Raw genomic sequence first — 21,244 nt, 5'->3', positions numbered from 1 at the left:
AAGGGGCCGGGCACCTGCGCGCCCGGCCCCCGTTTTTCGCCAGTCAGACGCTTACTTGTAGGCCTTGATCTCGCCCGACTTCAGCCGCGCGAGGTAGCTGTTCAGCTCCTTCTTGACGATCGGCATCAGGAAATAGAGCCCGATGATGTTGACGATCGCCATCGCGAACAGCGCCGCATCCGAGAAGTCGATCACCGCGCCCAGGCTGGACACCGCGCCGATGAAGACGAAGACGCAGAAGATGACCTTGAACACCATCTCGCGGTTCTTGCCCTCGCCGAACATGTAGGTCCAGGACTTCATCCCGTAGTAGGACCAGGTGATCATGGTCGAGAAGGCGAACAGGAACACCGCCAGCGACAGCGCGTAGGGCGCCCAGCCGAAGGCCGATCCGAACGCCGCCGAGGTCAGCGGCACGCCCGGCGCGGTGCCGCCCGCCGTGGCAATGCGCCCGGCATCGTCCAGCAGGTAGCGCCCGGTTTCCGCATCCACCAGCAACTGCCCGGTGATGATGATGACCAGCGCCGTCATGGTGCAGATCAGCACGGTATCGATGAACGGCTCCAGGAGCGACACGAAGCCCTCGGTGATCGGCTCCTTGGTGCGCACCGCCGAGTGGGCGATGGCCGCCGAGCCGATGCCCGCCTCGTTCGAGAAGGCGGCCCGGCGGAAGCCCTGGATGATGGCGCCGATGAAGCCGCCGACGATGCCCGAGTCGGTGAAGGCGCCGCGCAGGATCTCGCCAAAGGCCCAGCCGATCATGTCGAAGTTCGCAAACAGGATCACGAGACCGGTCAGGAAATAGCCGATGCCCATGAAGGGCACGACCTTTTCCGTCACCCGCGCGATCGACTTGATCCCGCCGACAATGACCGCGAAGACGATGACCGACAGTACCAGCCCGGTGATCCAGGTCGGGATGCCCAGCACGCTTTGGACCTGGGATGCCGCCTGGTTGGCCTGGAACATGTTGCCGCCCCCCAGCGACCCCAGCACGCAGAAGATCGAGAACATGACCGCCATGAACCCGCCCAGCGGCAGGCCGCGTTCGGCAAAGCCCTTCTTGAGGTAGTACATCGGCCCGCCGGAGACGGTGCCGTCGGGGTACTCGTTGCGGTATTTCACGCCCAGCGTGCATTCGGTGAACTTCGACGCCATGCCCAGAAGACCCGCCAGGATCATCCAGAACGTGGCCCCCGCGCCGCCGATGCTGACCGCGACCGCGACGCCGGCGATGTTGCCCAGCCCCACGGTGCCCGAGAGCGCCGTCGCCAGCGCCTGGAAGTGGCTGACCTCGCCCGCGTCCCTGGGGTCCGAATACTTGCCGCGCACCAGCTGCAGGGCGTGACCGAAAGCGCGGAACTGGATGAAGCCGAAGTAGATCGTGAAGACCGTGGCGCCGGCGACCAGCCAGCCCACGATCCAGGGCAGGTCGACGCCGATGATGCCCGCGGTGGGCAGGGTGGCGAAGATCAGGTTGACAAACCAGCCGGTCGACTGCGCGAAGATCGTATCGACCTGGTCGGCCCATTGCGCATGCGCCGGCAGGGCGGCCAGCGCGATCAACGCGGCCAGGATAAAGGCTTTGGGTTTCATGAGGTTTCTCCCCGGAAGATCAAGGTACGATGGTCAGCGGCACCGGCGCGATCTGCGCCAGCGTTCCTGCCACCGATCCGAACAGCCGTGCGGTTATGCCGGTGGCCCCGGTACGCCCGACGACGATGCTGTCGGCGCCGGTGTCCTTGGCGATGTCGACCAGCGTCTCGGCGACATGGCCGTAGCGGATCTCGGCCTCGACCTCGATCCCGCGCGCCTTCAGGTCGCGCAGCACCGGCGCCACCACCGCGTCACGGGCGCGCGAGAGTTCCTGCTCGCGGCGTTTGTGGCGCTCGGCCAGTTCCTCGGCAGACAGAAAGCTGTAGGGCGACCATTCGAGCACATGCGCCAGGATCAACTGCGCGGCCCCCCCTTCTGCATGCGCGACGGCATGGGCGACCGCACGTTGGCCGGCCTCCGATCCGTCATAGGCGACGACGATTTTCTCCATTCCAGAGTACCTCGCGTTTGTTCCCCGTCCCTTCGGGTATCGGAGAGCCTATTTCAATCAGGACGGGATATTCTCCGAAATACCGGGATTTTCGGAATGTTATTCGAAAGATGTCGCTTAATTGGCACTTTTTTCGGCGTATTCATGATGATTCGACAAGCATCACAGAACATTCTTGCGCCAGATCGCGAACGCGCGACGATCCTGCCGGCGACAGCCTGTCGCCTTGCCCCGGCGCGCCGGCTCGCCTAAACCCCGGGGTCGGAGAGGCAGCGGACGGAACATGGCGGACACGCAGCTGGCAGAGATCGAGAGCCGCGGGAAATCCCGCCGCATCCGGGCGCTGGTCGGGCTCTGGCCCTTTCTGGCGCGCTACCGGGGGCTGATGCTGGGGGCGATGGCGGCGCTGGTCGCCACGGCGGTCGTGTCGCTGTCGCTGCCGCTGGCGGTGCGCCGGGTCGTCGATGGGTTCGAAACCGGCGAACTGGGGCTGCTGAACCAGTATTTCCTGGCCTTCCTGGCCGTCGCAGCACTGCTGGCGGCGGGCACCGGCGTGCGCTACTACCTGGTCACGCGGCTGGGCGAACGGGTGGTGGCCGATATCCGGCGCTCGCTTTTCGCGCGCGTCATCGGCATGTCGCCGGCCTTCTACGAGCGCATCATGACCGGCGAGGTGCTGTCGCGCCTGACCACCGACACCACGCTGATCCAGTCGATCGTCGGCTCCTCGGTGTCGATCGCGCTGCGCAACGCGCTGCTGCTGCTGGGCGGGCTGGCGATGCTGGCGCTGACCTCGGCCAAGCTGACCGGGCTGGTGCTGCTGATCGTGCCGGCGGTGATCGTGCCGATCGTGGTGCTGGGCCGCCGCCTGCGCCGCCTGAGCCGCGAGAACCAGGACTGGATCGCGGCCTCGTCCGGCAACGCGTCCGAGGCACTGGGGGCGGTGCAGACCGTGCAGGCCTTCACGCACGAGGGGCCGTCGACCGCGACCTTCAACAGCGTCACCGAACGGTCCTTCGATGTCGCCATGCAGCGGGTGATGACGCGCGCGGCGATGACGGTGATCGTGATCTTCCTGGTCTTTGCGGGGATCGTCGGCGTGCTGTGGGTCGGCGCGCTGGACGTGCGCGCGGGCACGATGTCGGTGGGCGAGTTGGTGCAGTTCGTCATCTACGCGGTGATCGTCGCCGGATCGGTTGGCGCGCTCTCTGAGATCTGGGGCGAATTGCAGCGCGCCGCCGGGGCGACCGAGCGGCTGGTCGAGTTGCTGGAAACCACCGACAGCGTCCGCGACCCGGCCGCGCCCGCCGCCCTGCCCCGCCCCGTGCGCGGCGAGGTCGCGTTCGACGATGTGCGCTTCCACTACCCCTCGCGCCCCGAGCAATCGGCGCTGGAGGGGGTCAGCTTGCGCGTGAAGCCGGGCGAGACGGTGGCGCTGGTCGGCCCGTCGGGTGCGGGCAAGACCACGATCATCCAGCTGCTGATGCGCTTCTACGACCCGCAGGACGGGCGCGTCACGCTGGACGGGGCGGACCTGAGGGACCTTGCGCGCAGCGACCTGCGCAGCGTCATGGCGCTGGTGCCGCAGGACCCGGTGATCTTTGCCACCAGCGCGCGCGAGAACATCCGCTTCGGCCGCCCCGACGCCCCCGATGCCGAGATCGAGGAGGCCGCGCGCGCCGCCGCCGCGCACGACTTCATCGCGGCCCTCCCGCAGGGCTATGACACCGAACTGGGGGAACGCGGGGTGATGCTGTCGGGCGGCCAGCGCCAGCGCATCGCCATCGCCCGCGCCATCCTGCGCGACGCGCCGGTGCTGCTGCTGGACGAGGCGACCTCGGCTTTGGATGCCGAGAGCGAGCGCGCGGTGCAGGCCGCCGTCGAACGCCTGGCCGAGGGGCGCACGACGCTGGTCGTCGCCCACCGGCTGGCCACCGTGCGCAAGGCCGACCGCATCGTCGTCTTCGATCAGGGGCGGATCGTCGCCGAGGGCACGCATGACGCGCTGGTCGGCCAGGGCGGGCTTTACGCACGGCTGGCGCGGCTGCAGTTCACCGACGGCGAGGCCGCCTGACAGCACGCCCCGACGCCGGCCGAAGCGCCGGTTGACGCGACGCTCCCGCGCTTTCCAGAGCATTGCCGTCGCGTCGCAAAAAGGTCATGCTGCGGGTCGGAGGAACAGCAGGAAACGCCATGACCCGCAGATTTGCCAGCGTCGCCGACCGCGATGCCGCCCAGCAGGAAATGCCCTGGACCGATCGCGACGTGCCGATCACGGTCTACGACCAGATCGCGCGGACCCGCGACACGCATGGGCCCCGCAACGCCATCTCGTTCCAGATGTTCTCGGACCCCGGGGGGAAGGCCGAGACGCTGACCTGGAACGACTTCATGGGCAAGGTCACGCAGGCCGCGAACCTGTTCCGGTCGCTCGGCGTGAACGAGGGTGACACCGTCGCCTACATCCTGCCCACGATCAACGAGACCGCGATCACGCTCTTCGGGGCGATGACGGCGGGGATCGTCAACCCGATCAATCCGCTGCTGGAGCCCGAGAAGCTGGCCGGCATCCTGCGCGAGACGAACGCCAAGGTCGTGGTCACGCTGCGCGCCTTCCCCAAGACCGATGTCGCCCAGAAGGTGGCCGAGGCGGTGGCGAACGCGCCCAACGTCAAGACCGTGCTGGAAATCGATCTGCTGCGCTACCTGACCCCGCCGAAAAGCTGGATCGTCCCCTTCATCCGCCCCAAGACCGAGGTGCACCACAACGCCCGCGTGCTGGATTTTGCCAGCGAACTGGCGCGCCAGCCGGCGGTCAAGCTGACCTTCGATCTGCCGCCGAAGGACCGGGTCTGCGCCTATTTCCACACCGGCGGCACCACCGGCCTGCCGAAGGTCGCGCAGCACAAGGCCTCGGGGCTGATCTACAACGGCTGGATCGGGTCGGAACTGCTCTTCAAGGCCGAGGACGTGATCCTCTGCCCGCTGCCGCTCTTTCATGTCTTCGCCGCCTATCCGGTGATGATGTCGGCGCTCTGTTCGGGCGCGCATGTCGTGTTTCCGACGCCGCAGGGCTACCGCGGCGACGGCGTCTTCGACAATTTCTGGAAGCTGATCGAACGCTGGCAGGCGACCTTCATCTTCACCGTGCCGACGGCGCTGGCCGCCCTCATGCAGCGCAAGGTCGATGCCGACATCTCCAGCCTGCGCAACGGGTTTTCCGGCTCGGCCGCGCTGCCGGTGGAGCTTTACAAGCGCTTCGAGAAGGCCACCGGAGTGTCGATCGTCGAGGGCTACGGGCTGACCGAGGCCACGTGCCTCGTCTCCGCCAACCCGCCCGAGGGGGAAAAGAAGATCGGCTCGGTCGGCATCCCGTTTCCCTATACCGAGGTGCGCATCCTCGATTGCGGCTCGAACGGCGACATCCGCCACGAATGCGGCACCGACGAGGTGGGCGAGATCTGCATCGCCTCGCCCGGCGTCTTCGAGGGCTCGACCTATACCGAGGAGGCCAAGAACCTGGGCCTCTTCGCCGAGGACCGCTACCTGCGCACCGGCGATCTGGGCCGCATCGACGCCGACGGCTACCTGTGGATCACCGGGCGCGCCAAGGACCTGATCATCCGCAGCGGCCACAATATCGACCCCGCGATGATCGAGGAGGCGCTGCTCAGCCATCCCGCGGTGTCCTTCGCCGGGGCGATCGGCCAGCCCGACGCCACCGCGGGCGAGCTGCCCTGCGCCTATGTCGAGCTGGTCGCCGACGCCAAGGCCACGCCGAAGGAGTTGCTGGAGCATGTCTCGGACCGGATCGCCGAGCGCGCGGCGATCCCGAAACACATCGAGGTGCTGGACGAATTGCCGAAGACCGCCGTCGGCAAGGTGTTCAAGCCCGACCTGCGCCGTCGCGCCATCACCCGCGTGCTGGATGCCGACTTCGCCGAGAAGAAGCTTTCCGCCCGCGTGGCCGACGTGGTCGAGGAGAAGAAACGCGGCCTGGTCGCCCGGATCGACCGCAAGGGCGAGACCGACGAGGCCGGCGTGTGCGGCGTGATGGACAACTACACGATCCCCTGGGACTGGGCCTGACCGGCGCCGGCGGGCCCGTCCGCGGACGATGTCAGGGATTGGCCAGCTTGCGGATCGCGCTGGCCAGCGTGATGCCGTGATCGAAGGCGCCGTAGCGCAGGAACTCGACCACCTCGGCGATGGCGATCGGGTTCATCATGATCATCGCATGCGTGGCCGGCAGCACGATGTGATCGGTCATGCCCGCGACCCGCGTGCTCTCGACCGAGACGGTGCCGTCGTTCTCGCCCTCGATCAGGAACGGCCCGAGGGGGCTGATCGCGCGGTTGCCGGCGACGATGCCCAGTTCGTAGTCGGGTTCGGGCAGCTGGTTCAGGATCGAGCCCGCATCGGTGCCCAGTTGCACCACCGCCGGCCCGTGCATGAAGGTCATGATGTCGTGGAACAGCTCGTTCTCGGCCAGGTTGTCGACGATCTCGGTCCCGTGATTCGGCGGCGCCAGCATCACCACGCGCCCCATCAGCGCCGGGCGCTCCTCGCTCAGCCAGGCGCGCACCAGGATGCCGCCGAGCGAATGGGTGACGAAATGGGTCTGCTGGAACCCGCACTGATTGACCGCGAAGCCGACATGGCGCACCAGGTTCTCCACCGCCTCGTCGGTGGAGGGATAGTGGTAGTTGATCACCCGGTAGCCGTGATATTCCAGCGTCTCGGCGATCAGCCACATGGAGCTGTCGGTGCGCGACAGCCCGTGCATCAGCACCACGCAATCGGCGCGCGCAGGCAGCGGCAACAGCAGGAAGAGGACAAGCAACAGGCGCATGGCCGCAGTATAGTCCGTGCGGCGGTGCAGCGAAAGCCGGCGCGGGGCCGGCACGGCGGGAAGCGGCGGATGTCGGTGTCACGATGCTGAGAGGGGGTCGGATGCCGCGGCTGGCGGTGCGCGCGGTGATCGTGCAGGACGGCCGGTTGCTGGTGGTCAACGCCTGGCCGGGGACGGAAAGTGACCTCTGGTGCGCGCCCGGCGGCGGGGTCGAGCCCGGCACCTCGCTGCCCGAGAACCTGATCCGCGAGGTGCACGAGGAAACCGGGCTCGGCATCCGCGTCGGCGCGCCCTGCCTGGTCAACGAGTTCCACGACCCCGAAAGTGGCTTTCACCAGGTCGATGTCTATTTCCACGCCCGACCCATCGGCGGAAAGCTGTCCCCGGACTGGGCCGATCCGGCCGGCGTCGTCAACCGCCACCGGCTGGTGACCGCCGCCGAGTTGCGCGCGCTGCGCTTCAAGCCCGACAGCCTGCCCGATGTCGCCTTCGGCCCGCCCGGCCGGCTGCTCTACGACCCGCTGGAGCCGATCCTGCGCTGAGTTTTCCCGGGCCGGCCCCACCACGGGCTCCCGCCCCTTGTTGCGCTGAACCTGCGGTTCAACGCGCCTCGCGTTGGGCCGGGCTCGGGCGCTGCGCGCCCGAGCCTGACCTTGCGAAGAAGGGGGGCGCTGCCCCCGTCCCCGCCAAAGCGGGGACTCCCCCGGGATATTTGAGGACAGATGAAGCGCTGTGCGGTGGTGCTGCGGGCGGGACCTCTGTTCGCCGCGCCCGGCACGGGCGCGGCGCCCGGCCCAACGCGAGGAAGGTTGCACCAAGGATGCAGCCTGACGAGGGGCGGGAGCACCCTCTGGACCTGTGGCACCGGCGGCGCGGCGGGCGGCCGGGGGCCGCGCGGCTCAGACCGTGTCGAGTCCGCGCGCCGCTTCCAGCGCGGCGAGGTAGTGCTCGGCGTCGAGCGCGGCCATGCAGCCCATGCCGGCGCTGGTCACCGCCTGGCGGTAGACATGGTCGGTGATGTCGCCCGCGGCGAAGACGCCGGGGACCGAGGTGCGGGTCGATCCCGGCTCGACCCAGACATAGCCGCCGTTGTGCAGCTTCAGCTGGTCGCTGACCAGCTCCGACGCCGGCGCGTGGCCGATGGCGACGAAGAAGCCGGCGCAGGGGATGACCCGCTCGGCGCCCGTGTCGACATGGCGGATCCTGACGCCGGTCACCCCCAGCGGGTCGGCGTCGCCCAGCACCTCCAGCGGCACGTGGTCCCAGACGACCTCGATCTTGGGGTGCTTGAACAACCGGTCCTGCAGGATCTTCTCGGCGCGCAGGCTGTCGCGGCGGTGGACCAGGGTGACCTTGCTGGCGAAATTGGTCAGGAACAGCGCCTCCTCGACCGCGGTGTTACCGCCGCCGATCACCACCACCTCGCGCCCGCGGTAGAAGAACCCGTCGCAGGTCGCGCAAGCCGAGACGCCGAAGCCCATGAACTTCTGCTCGCTCGACAGGCCCAGCCATTTCGCCTGCGCCCCGGTCGCCAGTACCAGCGCGTCGGCGGTGTAGACCGTGCCGCTGTCGCCCTCGCCGCGGAAGGGGCGCTGGCCCAGGTCCAGCTTCAGGATCGTGTCGGTGATGATCTCGGTCCCCATCTCGCGCGCATGCGCCTCCATCCGCGCCATCAGGTCGGGGCCCATGACCGAGGCGTCGCCGGGCCAGTTCTCGACATCCGTCGTGATGGTCAGCTGCCCGCCGGGCTGCATCCCCTGCACCAGCACCGGCGCCAGCATCGCGCGCGCGCCGTAGACCGCCGCGGTATAGCCGGCGGGGCCCGAGCCGATGATCAGAAGGCGGGTGTGGCGGGACTCGGTCATGGGGTATCCTTTCGGTCTGTCGAGCAGGGCTTTACCGGCTCCGACCCGGATTGCAAGCCCTGCGGGCCGGGTGCGCGCCTTCATATTCGTGAACCTACATATATCCGCCACGGCCGATTTCAACCGCCGCCGCGCGGGCGCGTCGGCGCGCGGCGCTTGACCCTCCGGTTGCCGGGCCCGGAAAGATTCTTTCGGCCGCGCGAAACATTCTTGCGCAGGCATGCGGCCTGACGTAAGAACGGGCAAACACGCAACGGAGGCCCCGCAATGCCGAGCGCCAAGCTCGATCCGATCGACCGCATGATCCTGGCCGAGCTGCAGGCCGACGGTCGGATGACCAATGTCGAGCTGGCGCGCCGGGTCGGGATCTCGGCCCCGCCCTGCCTGCGCCGCGTCCGCACGCTGGAGGAGGCGGGCTATATCCGCGGCTATCACGCCCGCGTCGACGCGCGCGAGCTGGGCTTCGAGGTGCATGTCTTCGCCATGGTTCGCCTGCACCGGCAGAACGAGGCCGACCTGAAGGCCTTCGAGGATCGCTGCCGCGCCTGGTCGCTGGTGCGCGAGTGCCACATGCTCAACGGCGAGATCGACTTCATCCTGAAATGCACCGCGCCGGACCTGTCGAGCTTCCAGCGCTTCCTGACCGAGGAATTGCTGGCCGCCGACAACGTCGCCAGCGTCAAGACCTCGCTGGTGATCCGCTGCGCCAAGGACGAGCCCGGCGTGCCCTTCGACGTCATGGAAGAGCGCTACCGCAAGGAACCCTGAACCGCCCCGCGCGGCACAGCCCCGCGCCGCGCCCGGAACGGGCGCGGCGCCTGGCCCAACGCGAGGAAGGTTCGTGCGCGGAACGCGCACAGCCTGACGAGGGGCGGGAGAACGCCCGTCACCCCCGCGCGCCGGTTGCGAGGTCGCGCGGGGGGCCGTCTGCCCCCCAGGGCTCCTGCGGAGCCCTCCCCCCGAGGATATTTTCGGACAGATGAAGGCGGGCGGGACCGCCGCCGGGTCAGATCCGCAGCGCCTCGCGCGGGTTGATTGCCGGCAGGTCGAGCGCCTTGCCGACCGCCTCGTAGGTCAGCTTGCCGGCATGGACGTTGAGCCCGTTGAGCAGGTGCTCGTTTTCCGAACAGGCCAGCCGCCAGCCCTTGTTGGCCAGCGCCATCAGGAAGGGCAGCGTGGCGTTGCCCAGCGCCTGGGTCGAGGTGCGGGCGACCGCGCCGGGCATGTTGGCGACGCAGTAATGCATGATCCCGTCGACCTCGTAGATCGGGTCCTGGTGGGTGGTGGCGCGCGAGGTCTCGAAGCAGCCGCCCTGGTCGATGGCGACATCGACGATCGCCGCCCCCGGCTTCATCTCGGACAGTTGCGCGCGACTGACCAGTTTCGGCGCCGCGGCGCCGGGGATCAGCACCGCGCCGATCACCATGTCGGCATCGGCGACATGGCGCGCGGTCTTCTCGGCGCTGGCAAAGCCGTTCTTGAACTGCCGGCCGAAGACATCGTCGAGATAACGCAGCCGCGGCAAGGAGCGGTCGAGCACGGTCACATCCGCCCCCATCCCGGCGGCGATGCGCGCCGCGTGGGTGCCGACGACGCCGCCGCCGATCACCACCACCTTCGCCGGTGCCACGCCCGGCACGCCGCCCATCAGCACGCCGCGCCCGCCATTGGCCTTCTGCAGCGTCCAGGCGCCGACCTGCGGCGCCAGCCGCCCGGCGACCTCGGACATCGGCGCCAGCAGCGGCAGCCCGCCCGCGGCGTCGGTGACGGTCTCGTAGGCGATGGCGGTGCAGCCGGAGGCGATCAGATCCTCCGTCTGCGCCCGGTCCGGCGCGAGGTGCAGGTAGGTGAAGAGCACCTGCCCCTCGCGCAGGCGCTTGCGCTCCACCGCCTGCGGCTCCTTCACCTTGACGATCATCTCGGCACGCGCGAACACCTCCTCGGCGGTGCCGACGATCTCGGCGCCCATGGCGCGGTAGTCGTCATCGGGAAACCCGGCGCCGCTGCCGGCCTCGGTCTCGATGATCACCTGATGGCCGGCGCGCGTCGCCTCCATCACCGCGGCGGGCGTCATGCCGACGCGAAATTCCTGTGGCTTGATCTCTTTCGGGCATCCGATAAGCATGGCGTCCTCCTCTGCTGGCGCATAAATCGCCGAAATCGCCGGGCGGGTGCTTGGAAAGCGCGAGCCGATCTGGCAGATTTGAACAAGAAGCTTCGAGGATTCCATGACCCGTTCGAAGATACTTGCGCTGCGATGCGGCTAGACCCGACCGACCGTCGCATCCTCCATGTCCTTCAGCGCGAGGGGCGCATCTCCAATGCCGAACTGGCCGAGCGCATCGCGCTGTCGCCCTCGGCCTGCCACAGGCGGGTGAACCGGCTGGAATCCGAAGGCTACATCCGCGAGTATGTCGCACTTCTGGACATGCGCAAGGTCGGCAAGCCGACCGTGGTCTTCGTCGAGATCCGCCTCTCGGGCCAGAGCGACGAGACGCTGGAGGCCTTCGAGAAGGCGGTGCGCAAGATCCCCGACGTGCTGGAATGCCACCTGATGGCCGGCGAGGCCGACTACCTGTTGAAGGTCGCGGTCGAGGATACCGAGGATTTCGCCCGCATCCACCGCCAGTACCTGGCCCGCCTGCCCGGCGTCGCGCAGATGCAGTCGTCGTTCTCGCTGCGCACCGTGGTCAAGACGACGGCGCTGGAGGTCTGAGGCGCCCCGCACCGGCCGCCCGGCGCGGGGCCGGAACCGGCGCGCGAGTCGCAAACGGACACGCATGCGGCGCTGCAGCGACGGCAGCCCGCGCCGGTCTGGTGCAAAGCCTCGGCCAGACGTCACCCCCGGCGCGCGAAGGGATGCTTTTTCATGGCGACAGTGCTTTCCGGGGTCTGGGCGCTTCTGCTCGGCATCGTCTTCATCATGCTGGGCAACGGCATGCATTTCACCCTGATCGGCCTGCGCGGCGGGATCGAGGGGTTTTCGGCCGCCGAGCTGGCCATCGTCACCTCGGGCTACTTCCTGGGCTTCCTGTCGGGGGCGCGGATCACGCCGATAATGATCCAGCGGGTCGGGCATGTGCGGGTCTTCGCGGCGCTCGGCAGCTTCATGTCGGCGGCGCTGATCGCCTTTCCGCTGCTCGCCGATCCCTGGGCCTGGACGCTGCTGCGCATCCTCGTCGGCTTCTGCATGTCCGGCGTCTATGTCGCCGCCGAAAGCTGGCTCAACCACGCCTCCACGAACGAGACGCGCGGCAAGGTGCTTTCGGCCTACATGATCGCGCAGACGCTGGGCATCATCGGCGCGCAGGGGCTGCTGACGCTGGGCGACGCCGGCAACGCGACGCTCTTCATCGGCGCCTCGATCCTGGTGTCGATCTCGTTCGGGCCGATCCTTCTGTCGGCGGTCCCGGTGCCCGCCGTGCAGGTGGCGCGCCCGATGCGCCTGCGCGCGCTTTTCGAGGGCTCGCCGCTGGGCACCGTGGGGATCTTCCTTCTGGGCAGCGTTTTCGCCACGCAGTCGGGAATGGGCGCGGTCTTCGGCTCGCAGATCGGGATGACCGCGTCGCAGATCGCGCTTTTCGTCGCCATGCTCTTTGCCGGGGCGCTGGTGATGCAGTACCCCATCGGCTGGCTGTCGGACCGGTTGGACCGGCGCAAGCTGATCTTCGGCGCGGCGGCGCTGGGCGCGGTCTCCAGCATGGTCGGCTGGATCACCGGCGGCGCGCTCTGGCCGCTGATGGCCGCGGCCTTCTTCGCCGGCGGGGTGACGACGCCGCTCTATGCGCTCTTTCTGGCCTATACCAACGACTTCCTTTCGGCCGAGGACATGCCGGCCGCCTCGGGCGGGCTGATCTTCACATTCGGGCTGGGCGCGATCATCGGCCCGCTGGTCACCGGCTGGGCGATGCAGGGCTTCGGCCCCTTCGCCTTCTGGCCGGTCCTCGGCGCGACCTTCGCGCTGATCGCGCTCTACGCGCTCTACCGCATGACCCAGCGCGCCGCCTCCCCCTCGCAGGAAACCGAAAGCTACCTCGGCGTGCTGCCCACCGCCTCCATCGTCGCGGTGGAGGCTGCGGGCACCTGGGCCGCCGAACAGGCCGAGGCCGAGCGCGAAAGCGACGCCCCGACCTGACCGCACCCCCGCCGACACCGCGGTCTTGACGGGCGGGCGTGCCGCCGCGCCCGTCGCAGATCCGTCGCCTTGCGGTGCTATGGAACGGTCACCGCGCCCCGGCGCGCCGGTCAACCATGGCTTGTGCGATCCCCGAAGGGTGCTAAGAAGGTTAACGCAACAATAATGCGCCAAACAACCTGGGAGGGATCGGAAATGAGGCATCTTGCACTGACCACCGCCGTCATCGCGGTGGCGCTTGCCGCACCGCTTGCGGCGCAGAACCGGATCGACGGGCAATCGCCCGACGCGCCCGAGCTTGCGGCCTATGGCCCGTTGCCCGTGGGCGTGCGCCAGCTTGCCTTCACCAACCCGGACCAGGTCGACATCGTGGCGATCAGCCCGACCGGCGCGCCGCCGGCGGAGCTGCCCCGCTACGACCGGCCGCTGACGGTCGAGATGTGGTATCCCGCCGCCGAGGGGGCGACCGGCGATACCTCCTTCAAGACCCTGCTGCGCGACGGCACGACCGAGGTGACGCTCACGGGTCAGGCCATGCGCGACGCCGCCCCGGCCACGGTCGACGCGCCGCTGCCGTTGGTGCTGCTCAGCCACGGCTATCCCGGCAACCGCTTCCTGATGTCGCATCTGGCAGAAAACCTCGCCTCCAAGGGCTATGTCGTCGCCTCCATCGATCACACGGACTCGACCTACGACAACCAGCGGGCCTTCGCCTCGACGCTGGTGAACCGGTCGCTGGACCAGCTCTTCGTGCTGGACCAGATGGCGCGGATGAATACCGACGCGGGCTCAGGCATGGCCGGGATGATCGACGCGGGCAACACCGCGCTGGTCGGCTATTCGATGGGCGGCTACGGCGCCATCGTCACCGCCGGCGGCGGCGTCAGCGATTTCGCCCTCAACTTCGCACCACACGGCACGCTGGGTATCCACAAGCAGGGCAGCGAAACGCACGAGGCGCTGCCCGACCCGCGGATCAAGACGGCGGTGGCGATCGGTCCCTGGGGCATGCAGAACGGCTTCTGGGACGCCGAGGGGCTGGCCGGGATCGAGATCCCCATGCTCTTCATCGCCGGCTCGAACGACACGGTCTCGCAGTATGAAACCGGCGTGCGCGCGATCTGGGAGGGGGCGAGCAGCATCGACCGCGCGCTTCTGACCTTCGACGGCGGCGGCCACAACACCGTCGCGCCGATCCCCGCGCCCGTGGAAAGCTTCGAGGCCGGAGTCTCCGGGCACTACACCGATGCGGTCTGGGACACGGTCTTTATGAACAACGTCGGCCAGCATTTCGTCACCGCCTGGTTCGACCTGCTGCTCAAGGGCGACACCAGCAAGGCCGCGTATCTGGACCTGCCGCCTATCGGCGGCGACAGCTACTGGAAGGGCTTCGCCGAAGGCACCACCGCCGGCCTGCGCTACGAGACGCTGGCCCCCACGCCGATCCCGCTGCCCGCCTCGGTCTGGATGCTCGCGCTGGCGCTGGGCGGCATCGGCGCGCTGCGCCTGCGCCGCGCCCGGACCGCCTGACCCGGCCGCACGCCCGCCTTCAGATCACGAACCCACGGCCCCCTCGGGGCCGTGGTCTTTTGCCCCCCGCGCCGGCCGCGCCAGGCACGGACCTCACAACAAGGCGCGCGCGTGCCTTTCCAGTTGCCGCCCGGCCACATGGACAAAGCTGGAGTTTCCGGTCCGCCGGTAGACGTAGAACGCCCCCGCCCGCCGCGGCGCGTCATGCGAGAGCCCGCGCGCCCAGTACTGGTTGTTCGGCGGATCGCCGACGCTGATGTAGATGCGCATCTGGTCATTGGTGTTGTCGCTGGGCCGGACCTGAAAGTAGGCGCCCGCGCCAAGGTGGCGCGCGACGCTCGGCTGGTTCACCGCATGGTCCGACGCGCTGTTGAGCTGGTTGTTCCTGTAGCGGTAGCAGGCCTCGTCGCAATCCTTGCCCATCTGCACCTGCTGATCCGCCCATTCCTGCTGCGGCGTCGGCGGCACCCAGGGCGTCTGCTGGGGCCGGACCTCGCTGGGCCGCCGGTCGGCCTTGGCCTTGCCAAAGCTTGTCGTCTTGGCGAAGCTTAGCGCGAAAAACTCGTCGTCGGACAGGTCCTTCGACTTCTTCTTCTTCGCCTTCGGCACCGCGGCCTGTACCGCCGGCTCGGGCTTCGCGGTGCTGGCGGCGACCACCGGCTGCGCCCGCGCCCGCGCCTCCAGCTGGCGGATCTCCTTCTCGATCTCGGGCAGGAACTCTTCCTTCAGGTCCTGCAGCCGGGACCGGACCGCATGCGCGTCCCAGTACGAGATCGTCTGCTCCGCCACCTCGCCCAGCAATTGCCACCAGTCCAGCACCAGGAAATCGAGTTCCTGGTCCTCGGGCGTCTTCTCGGGCAGTTTCAGCAGCGCCGCGCGCAACTCCTCGTAGAGCCGCTCGATGTCGCGCCGCAACTCCACCGGGTTGCCGTACCACATCTGATAGACCCGGTTGACCTCGCCCTGCCAACTCGTGTCGAACCTCAGCTTCTTTCGCGTCACCATGCCCGCCACCCCTGCCCTTGCGCTGAATCCCGAGGCCCCCGCGACACCCCGCAACAAGCCCCCTTGCAGAGCCCGCCCGACCACCACCCGACCCCGCCGTCAGTTAAGCGACACACCCCGCGCGTTATCAAGAAAAAAGCCCTGACGGGCGCCGCGACCTCGGGGCCGCGGCGCGTGTCCTGGGCAATCTCGGATTTCAGGCTTGAACACAGTCGCCCTTCGCCAGGCGCGGGGTTTGCCCGCGTGCCAGGGACATTATCGGCGCTTCGGCGATGACGATGCAGATAGACTTGTGCAGGGTCGCTCGCTACCGTGGCCCGCCAGGCTTGCTTTCCGCACTGTGCCACCCAAAGGAGACTGCGGTGAAAGTTCCCATGTTCATAGCAAAGACGGTCCTCGGGCGATCGGGATATTCCAAGACCCGCCTCCAATCCGACGGCTACGGATACGAAGTTCCCTTCCTCAAGCAGAAGCACGCCAACATGTGCGGCGACGCCTGCCTGGAGATGCTGAGCCGGTATTTTGGCTGGGGCCTCAACATCGATCTCGGCACCAATCCACGCGGCATGGCGGACGGCCTTGGCGGCAGTAGCATCCTCGCCTCCTACGGCGCCCGGGTCTGCCAGGGATTTGCCAGTGATGCGCAGGTGCTGACGGGTTTGTTGAAGCGCCGTGGGCCCATCATGTGCTCAGGTATCTTCGCGCACATGGGGCTGATGGGCGATCAGGGCCACTGGATACTGATCAAGGGCGCGGACGCCGCCCATTTCTGGACGCATGACCCGTGGCACGGCGCAAACGTGAAGATCAGCAAGGCGCAGCTCTATGCCAATCGGTCCGCCAACCCGTTGGGCGACCCATCGCTGCTTTATGCTGCGTGACCCACAACGAAGCCCGGTGCCCACGGGTGCCGTCCTTCGGTGGACATCCACCCCTTTTGAGCGGATCTTGCGCCCCGCTTCCGCCGTGAAAGGGCATTCCCGCAGGTCGGTCTGAAAGCGCAGGTTCGCAGCGCGTGCAGCGATGGACCGCATTCGGCGCTCCCCCCCCGAACAGAAAACCCCCGCGCACCAGGTGCCGGGGGTTCCCCATCGTCGTCTCGGGCGGGTCGGAACCCGGTCAGAGGCCGTTTTCGCGTTGCGCCTTCTTGCGCGCCAGCTTGCGCGCGCGGCGGATCGCCTCGGCCTGCTCGCGGGCCCGCTTCACGGAAGGCTTCTCGAAATGCTCCTTGAGTTTCATCTCGCGGAACACGCCCTCGCGCTGAAGCTTCTTCTTCAGCGCCCGAAGCGCCTGTTCGACATTGTTGTCACGAACAGATACCTGCATGTGGTTTTCACCACCTTTCCAAGCTAGAGTTACATCAATGATGCAGGGAGCGGCCTGATAGCAGACCGGGCCGCGCCTGTCCAGCCGTGCCAACCCCCGTCCCGCAGGAGGGTCCGATGCCCGAATCGCCACAACAGTCCCCGCAACCCCAGACCGAAACCCTGGCCGAGAGGGTGCTGGAGGCGGCGCTGATGCATGTGCCCTTCGACGGCTGGTCGCAGGCGACGCTGGCCGCCGCCATCACCGACACCGGCATCGACCCCGCCCTGGCGCGCGCGCTTTTTCCGCGCGGCGGGCTGGACCTGGCGCTGGCCTACCACCGGCAGGGCGACGCGCAGATGCGCGCCGGGCTGGCCGCGCGCGCGGCCGAGGACATGCGGATGCGCGACCGCGTGGCCCTGGCCGTGCGCCTGCGGCTGGAGGCGGCGGACCCCGAACTGGTGCGCCGCGCCTCGGCGCTCTTCGCGCTGCCGCCCTACGCGCCCGAGGGGCTGCGCGCCGTCTGGGGCACCGCCGACGCGATCTGGGACGCGCTGGGGGATACGTCCGAGGACGGCAACTGGTATTCCAAGCGCGCGATCCTGTCGGGGGTCTATTCGGCGACGCTGCTCTACTGGCTGGGCGATACCAGCCCGGGGCACCAGGACACCTGGGCGTTCCTCGACCGGCGCATCGACGAGGTGATGCAGTTCGAGAAGACCAAGGCGAAGGTCCAGCAGGACCCGGTGCTGCGCCGGATTTTCGCGCTGCCGATGGCCGCGATGGGCGCGCTCCGCAAACCCGCCGAGGGCAACCTTCCGGGCCGCTGGCCCCCCGACCCCGGCGCCGGCGCGCCGGGCCGCGACGACCCGCCCCCCTCGGCTTGACGCTTGGTCAGCCGGGGGCTAAGCCCGGCGGGACGCAGGGGCGGGAACGCGCCGCCGAGGGAGGTTCGCATGGCTGTCGGCACCGAAATCGTCACCTGGTACGAAGGCCGGTGGCACCGCGGCAACGCGCCGATCATCAACGCCGCCGACCACGCCGCCTGGCTGGGCAGCGCGGTCTTCGACGGCGCGCGCCAGTTCGAGGGGGTGCGCCCCGACCTCGACCTGCATTCGGCGCGCATCGTGCGGTCCGCGCGGGCGATGGGCATGGTCCCGCCGGTCGACGCCGCGACCGTCGAGGGCCTGCTGGAGGAAGGCGCGCGCATGTTCGACGAGGGCGCCGCGCTATATTTGCGGCCGATGATGTGGGCGCGCGATTCGACCGCCGGGATCATCGACCTGGAGCCCGAGAGCACCGGGTTTGCGATCTGCATCGAGGCGCTGCCGATGCCGCCCATCGACGGCTTCTCGCTCACCGTCTCGCCCTATTCGCGCCCGCGGCCCGACATGGCGATGACCGAGGCCAAGGCCGCCTCGCTTTATGCCAACAACGGCCGGATCATGGCCGAGGCCCGCGCGCGGGGCTTTTCTAACGCGCTGTCCCGCGACCCCGACGGCAACGTGGCCGAGACGGCCTCGACCAATGTCTTCATGGTCAGGGACGGCCAGGTGCTGACGCCGGTGCCGAACGGCACGTTCCTCAACGGCATCACCCGCCAGCGGGTGATGAAGCTGCTGGCCCAGGACGGGACCGAGGTGCTGGAAACCGTGCTGACGATCGAGGATTTCGCCCGCTCCGACGAGATCTTCTGCACCGGCAACATCGCCAAGGTGATGCCGGTGGCCAAGTTCGAGGACCGCGAGATGCCGCCCGCGCCGGTCACCACGCGCGTGCGAGAGATGTACTGGGATTTCGCGCATTCCCGTTGACCAGGGCGCGGGGGCTGCCCGCCCCCGCACCCCCGGCCCAAGGGGGCACGCGTGCCCCCTTGGGAAACCCCCGCACCCCGTGCCGCAACCGACCGGAGACCCCGAGATGCCGCAATCCGTCCCGCAATCCCACCTGATGCGCGCCATCGAGATCGGCAAACACGGCGGCCCCGAAGGGCTGGTGCCCTGCGACCGCCCCGTCCCCGTGCCCGGCGCGGGCGAGATCGTCATCCGCGTCGCCTGGGCCGGCGTCAACCGCCCCGATGTCTCGCAGCGGCTGGGCAACTACGCGCCACCCCCCGGCGCCTCGGACCTGCCGGGGCTGGAGGCCGCGGGCCATATCGCCGCCATCGGCCCCGGCGTCACCCGCTGGCGTGAGGGCGACGCGGTCTGCGCCCTTCTGCCCGGCGGCGGCTATGCCGAATACGCCGCCACCCCCGCCGAGCACGCCCTGCCGATCCCCGCGGGCCTATCCCTGCGCGACGCCGCCGCCCTGCCCGAGAACTACTTCACCGTCTGGACCAATGTCTTCGAGCGCGGCAACCTTCAGGCGGGCGAGCGGTTCCTCGTCCACGGCGGCTCCTCGGGCATCGGCACGACGGCGATCCAGCTGGCGCAGGTGCGCGGCGCGCGGGTCTTCGCCACCGCCGGCTCGGCCGAGAAATGCGCCGTCTGCGAGAAGCTCGGCGCCGAGCGCGCCATCAACTACCGCGAGGCGGATTTCGTCGAGGTGCTGCGCGCCGAGGGCGGCGCCGACCTGATCCTCGACATGGTCGGCGGCGACTACATCCCGCGCAACCTCAAGGCTCTGGCCGACGACGGCCGGCTGGTGCAGATCGCCTTCCTGCAGGGCCCCAAGGCCGAGGTGAACTTCGCCCAGCTGATGGTCCGCCGGCTGACCATCACTGGCTCCACCCTGCGCCCGCAGTCCGACGCCGCCAAGGCCCGCATCGCCGCCGCGCTCGAGGCCGAGGTCTGGCCGCTTCTGGCCGCCGGCCGCATCGCGCCGATCGTGCACCAGGAATTCCCGCTCGAAGACGCCGCCGAGGCCCACCGCCTGATGGAAAGCTCGACCCATATCGGCAAGATCATGCTGAAGGTCGAGGACTAGCGCCGCCCCTCGCGACCGTCGACGCCTGCCCCGCCGCGTGCTATCCTCGCCGACGCAGGCCCCGGCTGCCGGCCGCTGCCCGGCGGTGTCGCGGAAGGGCGGGCGTCCGACTGCAGGGTCCGGGGAGACGCCGCCCGCCCCGCCCGCGTTTCGCGAAAGGAAAGGCCATGCCTTTCTACCTCTACCAGATCGCCTATACGCCCGAGGCCATGAAAGCCATGGTCGCGAACCCGCAGGACCGCACGAAGGCCGCCGAACAACTGGTCGAGGCGCTCGGCGGGAAGCTCCACCACCTCTTCTTCGCATTCGGCAAGTTCGACGTCATCTGCCTGATCGAGGGGACGGACGACACGATGATGGCCGCCGGCGCGATGGCCGTGGCCGCCGCCGGCACCGTCTCGCGCTCCGAGACGGTGAAGCTCCTGACCGCCGCCGAGGCGCGCGAGGCGATGACCCGGGCAGGCAAGGCCACCGGCGCCTACAAGGCCCCCTCCGCCGCCTGACCCGCGCGCATGACTGGGGGCCGGTCGGTCGCCCCGCCCCGCCCGCTGACCGACCGGCCCCGGCAGGGCGGCTGTACGCGCGCTTGACGCCCGCCGCCCGCTCGCGGTTTAGTTGATCGCGCGACGGCGCTTCGGCGTCCGGTTGCACCGCTCAACTCAGCTTCAAGGGGATGCCAATGGGCGAAATCGACATGGGTGAATTCTCGAGCGTCGACGCCGCGCGCGACGCCATCAAGCGCAATCACCCTCGGGTTGCCGACTACACGACCCCCTGGTGGGGCGACAAGGAAACCGCCTCGGGCAACATGAGCAACCGCGGCTTCGTCATCGGCTTCCGCGACGAGAGGACCAGCGCCCAGTGGCGTCTGGACTATGACGAGATCAAGAAGCTGCACATCAACTGGACGCAGGAACTCAGTGGGCGCGACACCCTGAAGGAATGCTACCGGATCGCGTCCATCCGACCGCAGGAAACGCTTTGGGACTATCTGGTCGGATGGACCAGACCGCGCAGCGACGACATTCCCTCCGAGATCAAGGCGCGGCTGGACAAGGACGGCGGCGCAAAAAGGTGGAACGGTCGATACTGGGCCACTTGAGCGGCTGACGCGCTGGGCGCTTTCTACTCCGTCCGCAGGCTTTCGATATACGCCAGCAGGTCGCGGATTTCGGCGCGCGTCAGGCTCAGGTCCGGCATCGGCGGATGCGGGTCCATCAGAAAGCCCGCCAGCGCATCGATCGCCTCGGGCGTCCGCTCCGCGATCGACAGGAAGGTTGGCGCATCGACCGGCGCGCGCGCCTGATCCTCGGAGACGAGGTGGCAAGCCGCGCACCAGCGCTCGGCAATCTCGGCACCCTCGCGGGCATCGCCGGTCATGCCCTGCCCCAGCGCGGGGCCCGCAACCCCGATCACCGCGAGGCTGCCGATCACACGAAGCACCTTCCGCATCCGATCTCCCGTCACACTCGCCCCTTCCCTCGATCCCCTGCATGGCGGCGCAATCCTTCCGCAGCCCCATTCGGAGTCACTTCTACCGCAAGAACGCTATCATCATCCCGCCGCCGCGCAAACGCCCT

The 21,244-nt window shown here is 68.7% G+C and carries 21 protein-coding genes; 13 read left to right on the top strand and 8 right to left on the bottom strand.

Annotated features, from left to right (window positions below; translation table 11 throughout):
* Positions 1-51 precede the first annotated feature (51 nt).
* Both IM708_RS01050 and IM708_RS01045 read right to left on the bottom strand, forming a co-directional pair.
* Positions 52-1,596 (bottom strand): alanine/glycine:cation symporter family protein, encoded by a 1,545-nt coding sequence (locus IM708_RS01050; protein ID WP_209424444.1) that lies wholly within the window; start codon positions 1,594-1,596, stop codon positions 52-54.
* Positions 1,597-1,615: 19 nt separating this feature from the next.
* Positions 1,616-2,047, bottom strand: a complete 432-nt coding sequence (locus IM708_RS01045; RefSeq protein ID WP_209424443.1) for a universal stress protein — start codon at positions 2,045-2,047, stop codon at positions 1,616-1,618.
* Positions 2,048-2,330: 283 nt separating this feature from the next.
* Here IM708_RS01045 and IM708_RS01040 point away from each other — a divergent pair, with 283 nt between their 5' ends.
* Together IM708_RS01040 and IM708_RS01035 are read left to right on the top strand one after the other, a co-directional pair.
* Positions 2,331-4,121 carry an ABC transporter transmembrane domain-containing protein gene (locus tag IM708_RS01040; protein ID WP_209424442.1) on the top strand — a complete coding sequence of 597 codons (1,791 nt, stop codon included), beginning with the start codon at positions 2,331-2,333 and terminating at the stop codon, positions 4,119-4,121.
* Positions 4,122-4,240: 119 nt separating this feature from the next.
* Positions 4,241-6,136, top strand: coding sequence for an acyl-CoA synthetase (locus tag IM708_RS01035; protein WP_209424441.1), 1,896 nt, complete (start codon positions 4,241-4,243; stop codon positions 6,134-6,136).
* Positions 6,137-6,167: 31 nt separating this feature from the next.
* On the opposite strand, the gene IM708_RS01030 is transcribed toward IM708_RS01035, so the two are convergent.
* Positions 6,168-6,899: an alpha/beta hydrolase family protein gene (locus IM708_RS01030; RefSeq protein ID WP_209424440.1), complete on the bottom strand. Its 732-nt coding sequence runs from the start codon at positions 6,897-6,899 to the stop codon at positions 6,168-6,170.
* Between the two features lie 101 nt (positions 6,900-7,000).
* On the opposite strand from IM708_RS01030, the gene IM708_RS01025 reads away from it, so the two are divergent.
* Positions 7,001-7,441, top strand: coding sequence for an NUDIX hydrolase (locus IM708_RS01025; protein ID WP_245242914.1), 441 nt, complete (start codon positions 7,001-7,003; stop codon positions 7,439-7,441).
* 357 nt (positions 7,442-7,798) lie between these two features.
* Here IM708_RS01025 and trxB read toward each other — a convergent pair whose 3' ends face one another.
* On the bottom strand, positions 7,799-8,764 hold the full coding sequence (gene trxB, locus IM708_RS01020; RefSeq protein ID WP_209424438.1) for a thioredoxin-disulfide reductase: 966 nt from the start codon (positions 8,762-8,764) through the stop codon (positions 7,799-7,801).
* Between the two features lie 267 nt (positions 8,765-9,031).
* Between trxB and IM708_RS01015 the strand changes: the two genes are divergently transcribed.
* Complete coding sequence (locus IM708_RS01015; RefSeq protein WP_209424437.1) at positions 9,032-9,532, top strand: Lrp/AsnC family transcriptional regulator; 501 nt, start codon at positions 9,032-9,034, stop codon at positions 9,530-9,532.
* Positions 9,533-9,770: 238 nt separating this feature from the next.
* Here IM708_RS01015 and ald read toward each other — a convergent pair whose 3' ends face one another.
* Positions 9,771-10,889 (bottom strand): alanine dehydrogenase, encoded by a 1,119-nt coding sequence (gene ald, locus IM708_RS01010; RefSeq protein WP_209424436.1) that lies wholly within the window; start codon positions 10,887-10,889, stop codon positions 9,771-9,773.
* A gap of 132 nt (positions 10,890-11,021) precedes the next feature.
* On the opposite strand from ald, the gene IM708_RS01005 reads away from it, so the two are divergent.
* From IM708_RS01005 to IM708_RS00995, 3 genes are all read left to right on the top strand, one after another.
* Entirely contained in the window at positions 11,022-11,480 is a 459-nt protein-coding gene (locus IM708_RS01005; protein ID WP_209424435.1) for an Lrp/AsnC family transcriptional regulator, read from the top strand.
* Positions 11,481-11,633: 153 nt separating this feature from the next.
* Positions 11,634-12,899 carry an MFS transporter gene (locus IM708_RS01000; RefSeq protein WP_209424434.1) on the top strand — a complete coding sequence of 422 codons (1,266 nt, stop codon included), beginning with the start codon at positions 11,634-11,636 and terminating at the stop codon, positions 12,897-12,899.
* 195 nt (positions 12,900-13,094) lie between these two features.
* A complete protein-coding gene (locus IM708_RS00995) occupies positions 13,095-14,429 on the top strand; it encodes a dienelactone hydrolase (protein WP_209424433.1) in 1,335 nt (444 codons plus the stop codon).
* A 93-nt stretch (positions 14,430-14,522) separates the two neighbouring features.
* Here the strand turns inward: IM708_RS00995 and IM708_RS00990 are convergent, their stop codons facing one another.
* Positions 14,523-15,434 (bottom strand): hypothetical protein, encoded by a 912-nt coding sequence (locus IM708_RS00990; RefSeq protein ID WP_209424432.1) that lies wholly within the window; start codon positions 15,432-15,434, stop codon positions 14,523-14,525.
* Positions 15,435-15,706: 272 nt separating this feature from the next.
* Here IM708_RS00990 and IM708_RS00985 point away from each other — a divergent pair, with 272 nt between their 5' ends.
* A complete protein-coding gene (locus IM708_RS00985) occupies positions 15,707-16,315 on the top strand; it encodes a papain-like cysteine protease family protein (RefSeq protein WP_209424431.1) in 609 nt (202 codons plus the stop codon).
* A gap of 238 nt (positions 16,316-16,553) precedes the next feature.
* Here the strand turns inward: IM708_RS00985 and rpsU are convergent, their stop codons facing one another.
* Positions 16,554-16,760, bottom strand: a complete 207-nt coding sequence (rpsU, locus tag IM708_RS00980; RefSeq protein ID WP_209424597.1) for a 30S ribosomal protein S21 — start codon at positions 16,758-16,760, stop codon at positions 16,554-16,556.
* Between the two features lie 116 nt (positions 16,761-16,876).
* Between rpsU and IM708_RS00975 the strand changes: the two genes are divergently transcribed.
* From IM708_RS00975 to IM708_RS00955, 5 genes are all read left to right on the top strand, one after another.
* A complete protein-coding gene (locus IM708_RS00975) occupies positions 16,877-17,626 on the top strand; it encodes a COQ9 family protein (RefSeq protein ID WP_209424430.1) in 750 nt (249 codons plus the stop codon).
* Between the two features lie 69 nt (positions 17,627-17,695).
* Positions 17,696-18,553 carry a branched-chain amino acid aminotransferase gene (locus tag IM708_RS00970; RefSeq protein WP_209424429.1) on the top strand — a complete coding sequence of 286 codons (858 nt, stop codon included), beginning with the start codon at positions 17,696-17,698 and terminating at the stop codon, positions 18,551-18,553.
* 106 nt (positions 18,554-18,659) lie between these two features.
* On the top strand, positions 18,660-19,664 hold the full coding sequence (locus IM708_RS00965; RefSeq protein WP_245242913.1) for an NAD(P)H-quinone oxidoreductase: 1,005 nt from the start codon (positions 18,660-18,662) through the stop codon (positions 19,662-19,664).
* Between the two features lie 167 nt (positions 19,665-19,831).
* A complete protein-coding gene (locus IM708_RS00960; protein ID WP_209424428.1) occupies positions 19,832-20,167 on the top strand; it encodes a GYD domain-containing protein in 336 nt (111 codons plus the stop codon).
* Between the two features lie 176 nt (positions 20,168-20,343).
* Positions 20,344-20,766: a hypothetical protein gene (locus IM708_RS00955; RefSeq protein WP_209424427.1), complete on the top strand. Its 423-nt coding sequence runs from the start codon at positions 20,344-20,346 to the stop codon at positions 20,764-20,766.
* Between the two features lie 23 nt (positions 20,767-20,789).
* Here IM708_RS00955 and IM708_RS00950 read toward each other — a convergent pair whose 3' ends face one another.
* Complete coding sequence (locus IM708_RS00950; RefSeq protein ID WP_209424426.1) at positions 20,790-21,116, bottom strand: cytochrome c; 327 nt, start codon at positions 21,114-21,116, stop codon at positions 20,790-20,792.
* Between the last annotated feature and the right edge of the window lie 128 nt (positions 21,117-21,244).

Origin of the sequence: Pararhodobacter sp. SW119 (assembly GCF_017811755.1) — a bacterium.
In the GTDB taxonomy this organism is placed as follows: Bacteria; Pseudomonadota; Alphaproteobacteria; order Rhodobacterales; family Rhodobacteraceae; genus Pararhodobacter.
The sequence above is the reverse complement of the archived record's forward strand: the minus strand, read 5'-3'. Positions and strand labels throughout refer to the sequence as shown.

Bases quoted from the DNA above. Each gene is read 5' to 3' on its own strand.
- IM708_RS01050 (WP_209424444.1), bottom strand. From the start codon at position 1,596: ATGAAACCCAAAGCCTTTATCCTGGCCGCGTTGATCGCGCTGGCCGCC.
- IM708_RS01045 (WP_209424443.1), bottom strand. From the start codon at position 2,047: ATGGAGAAAATCGTCGTCGCCTATGACGGATCGGAGGCCGGCCAACGT.
- IM708_RS01040 (WP_209424442.1), top strand. From the start codon at position 2,331: ATGGCGGACACGCAGCTGGCAGAGATCGAGAGCCGCGGGAAATCCCGC.
- IM708_RS01035 (WP_209424441.1), top strand. From the start codon at position 4,241: ATGACCCGCAGATTTGCCAGCGTCGCCGACCGCGATGCCGCCCAGCAG.
- IM708_RS01030 (WP_209424440.1), bottom strand. From the start codon at position 6,899: ATGCGCCTGTTGCTTGTCCTCTTCCTGCTGTTGCCGCTGCCTGCGCGC.
- IM708_RS01025 (WP_245242914.1), top strand. From the start codon at position 7,001: ATGCCGCGGCTGGCGGTGCGCGCGGTGATCGTGCAGGACGGCCGGTTG.
- trxB (WP_209424438.1), bottom strand. From the start codon at position 8,764: ATGACCGAGTCCCGCCACACCCGCCTTCTGATCATCGGCTCGGGCCCC.
- IM708_RS01015 (WP_209424437.1), top strand. From the start codon at position 9,032: ATGCCGAGCGCCAAGCTCGATCCGATCGACCGCATGATCCTGGCCGAG.
- ald (WP_209424436.1), bottom strand. From the start codon at position 10,889: ATGCTTATCGGATGCCCGAAAGAGATCAAGCCACAGGAATTTCGCGTC.
- IM708_RS01005 (WP_209424435.1), top strand. From the start codon at position 11,022: ATGCGGCTAGACCCGACCGACCGTCGCATCCTCCATGTCCTTCAGCGC.
- IM708_RS01000 (WP_209424434.1), top strand. From the start codon at position 11,634: ATGGCGACAGTGCTTTCCGGGGTCTGGGCGCTTCTGCTCGGCATCGTC.
- IM708_RS00995 (WP_209424433.1), top strand. From the start codon at position 13,095: ATGAGGCATCTTGCACTGACCACCGCCGTCATCGCGGTGGCGCTTGCC.
- IM708_RS00990 (WP_209424432.1), bottom strand. From the start codon at position 15,434: ATGGTGACGCGAAAGAAGCTGAGGTTCGACACGAGTTGGCAGGGCGAG.
- IM708_RS00985 (WP_209424431.1), top strand. From the start codon at position 15,707: ATGACGATGCAGATAGACTTGTGCAGGGTCGCTCGCTACCGTGGCCCG.
- rpsU (WP_209424597.1), bottom strand. From the start codon at position 16,760: ATGCAGGTATCTGTTCGTGACAACAATGTCGAACAGGCGCTTCGGGCG.
- IM708_RS00975 (WP_209424430.1), top strand. From the start codon at position 16,877: ATGCCCGAATCGCCACAACAGTCCCCGCAACCCCAGACCGAAACCCTG.
- IM708_RS00970 (WP_209424429.1), top strand. From the start codon at position 17,696: ATGGCTGTCGGCACCGAAATCGTCACCTGGTACGAAGGCCGGTGGCAC.
- IM708_RS00965 (WP_245242913.1), top strand. From the start codon at position 18,660: ATGCCGCAATCCGTCCCGCAATCCCACCTGATGCGCGCCATCGAGATC.
- IM708_RS00960 (WP_209424428.1), top strand. From the start codon at position 19,832: ATGCCTTTCTACCTCTACCAGATCGCCTATACGCCCGAGGCCATGAAA.
- IM708_RS00955 (WP_209424427.1), top strand. From the start codon at position 20,344: ATGGGCGAAATCGACATGGGTGAATTCTCGAGCGTCGACGCCGCGCGC.
- IM708_RS00950 (WP_209424426.1), bottom strand. From the start codon at position 21,116: ATGCGGAAGGTGCTTCGTGTGATCGGCAGCCTCGCGGTGATCGGGGTT.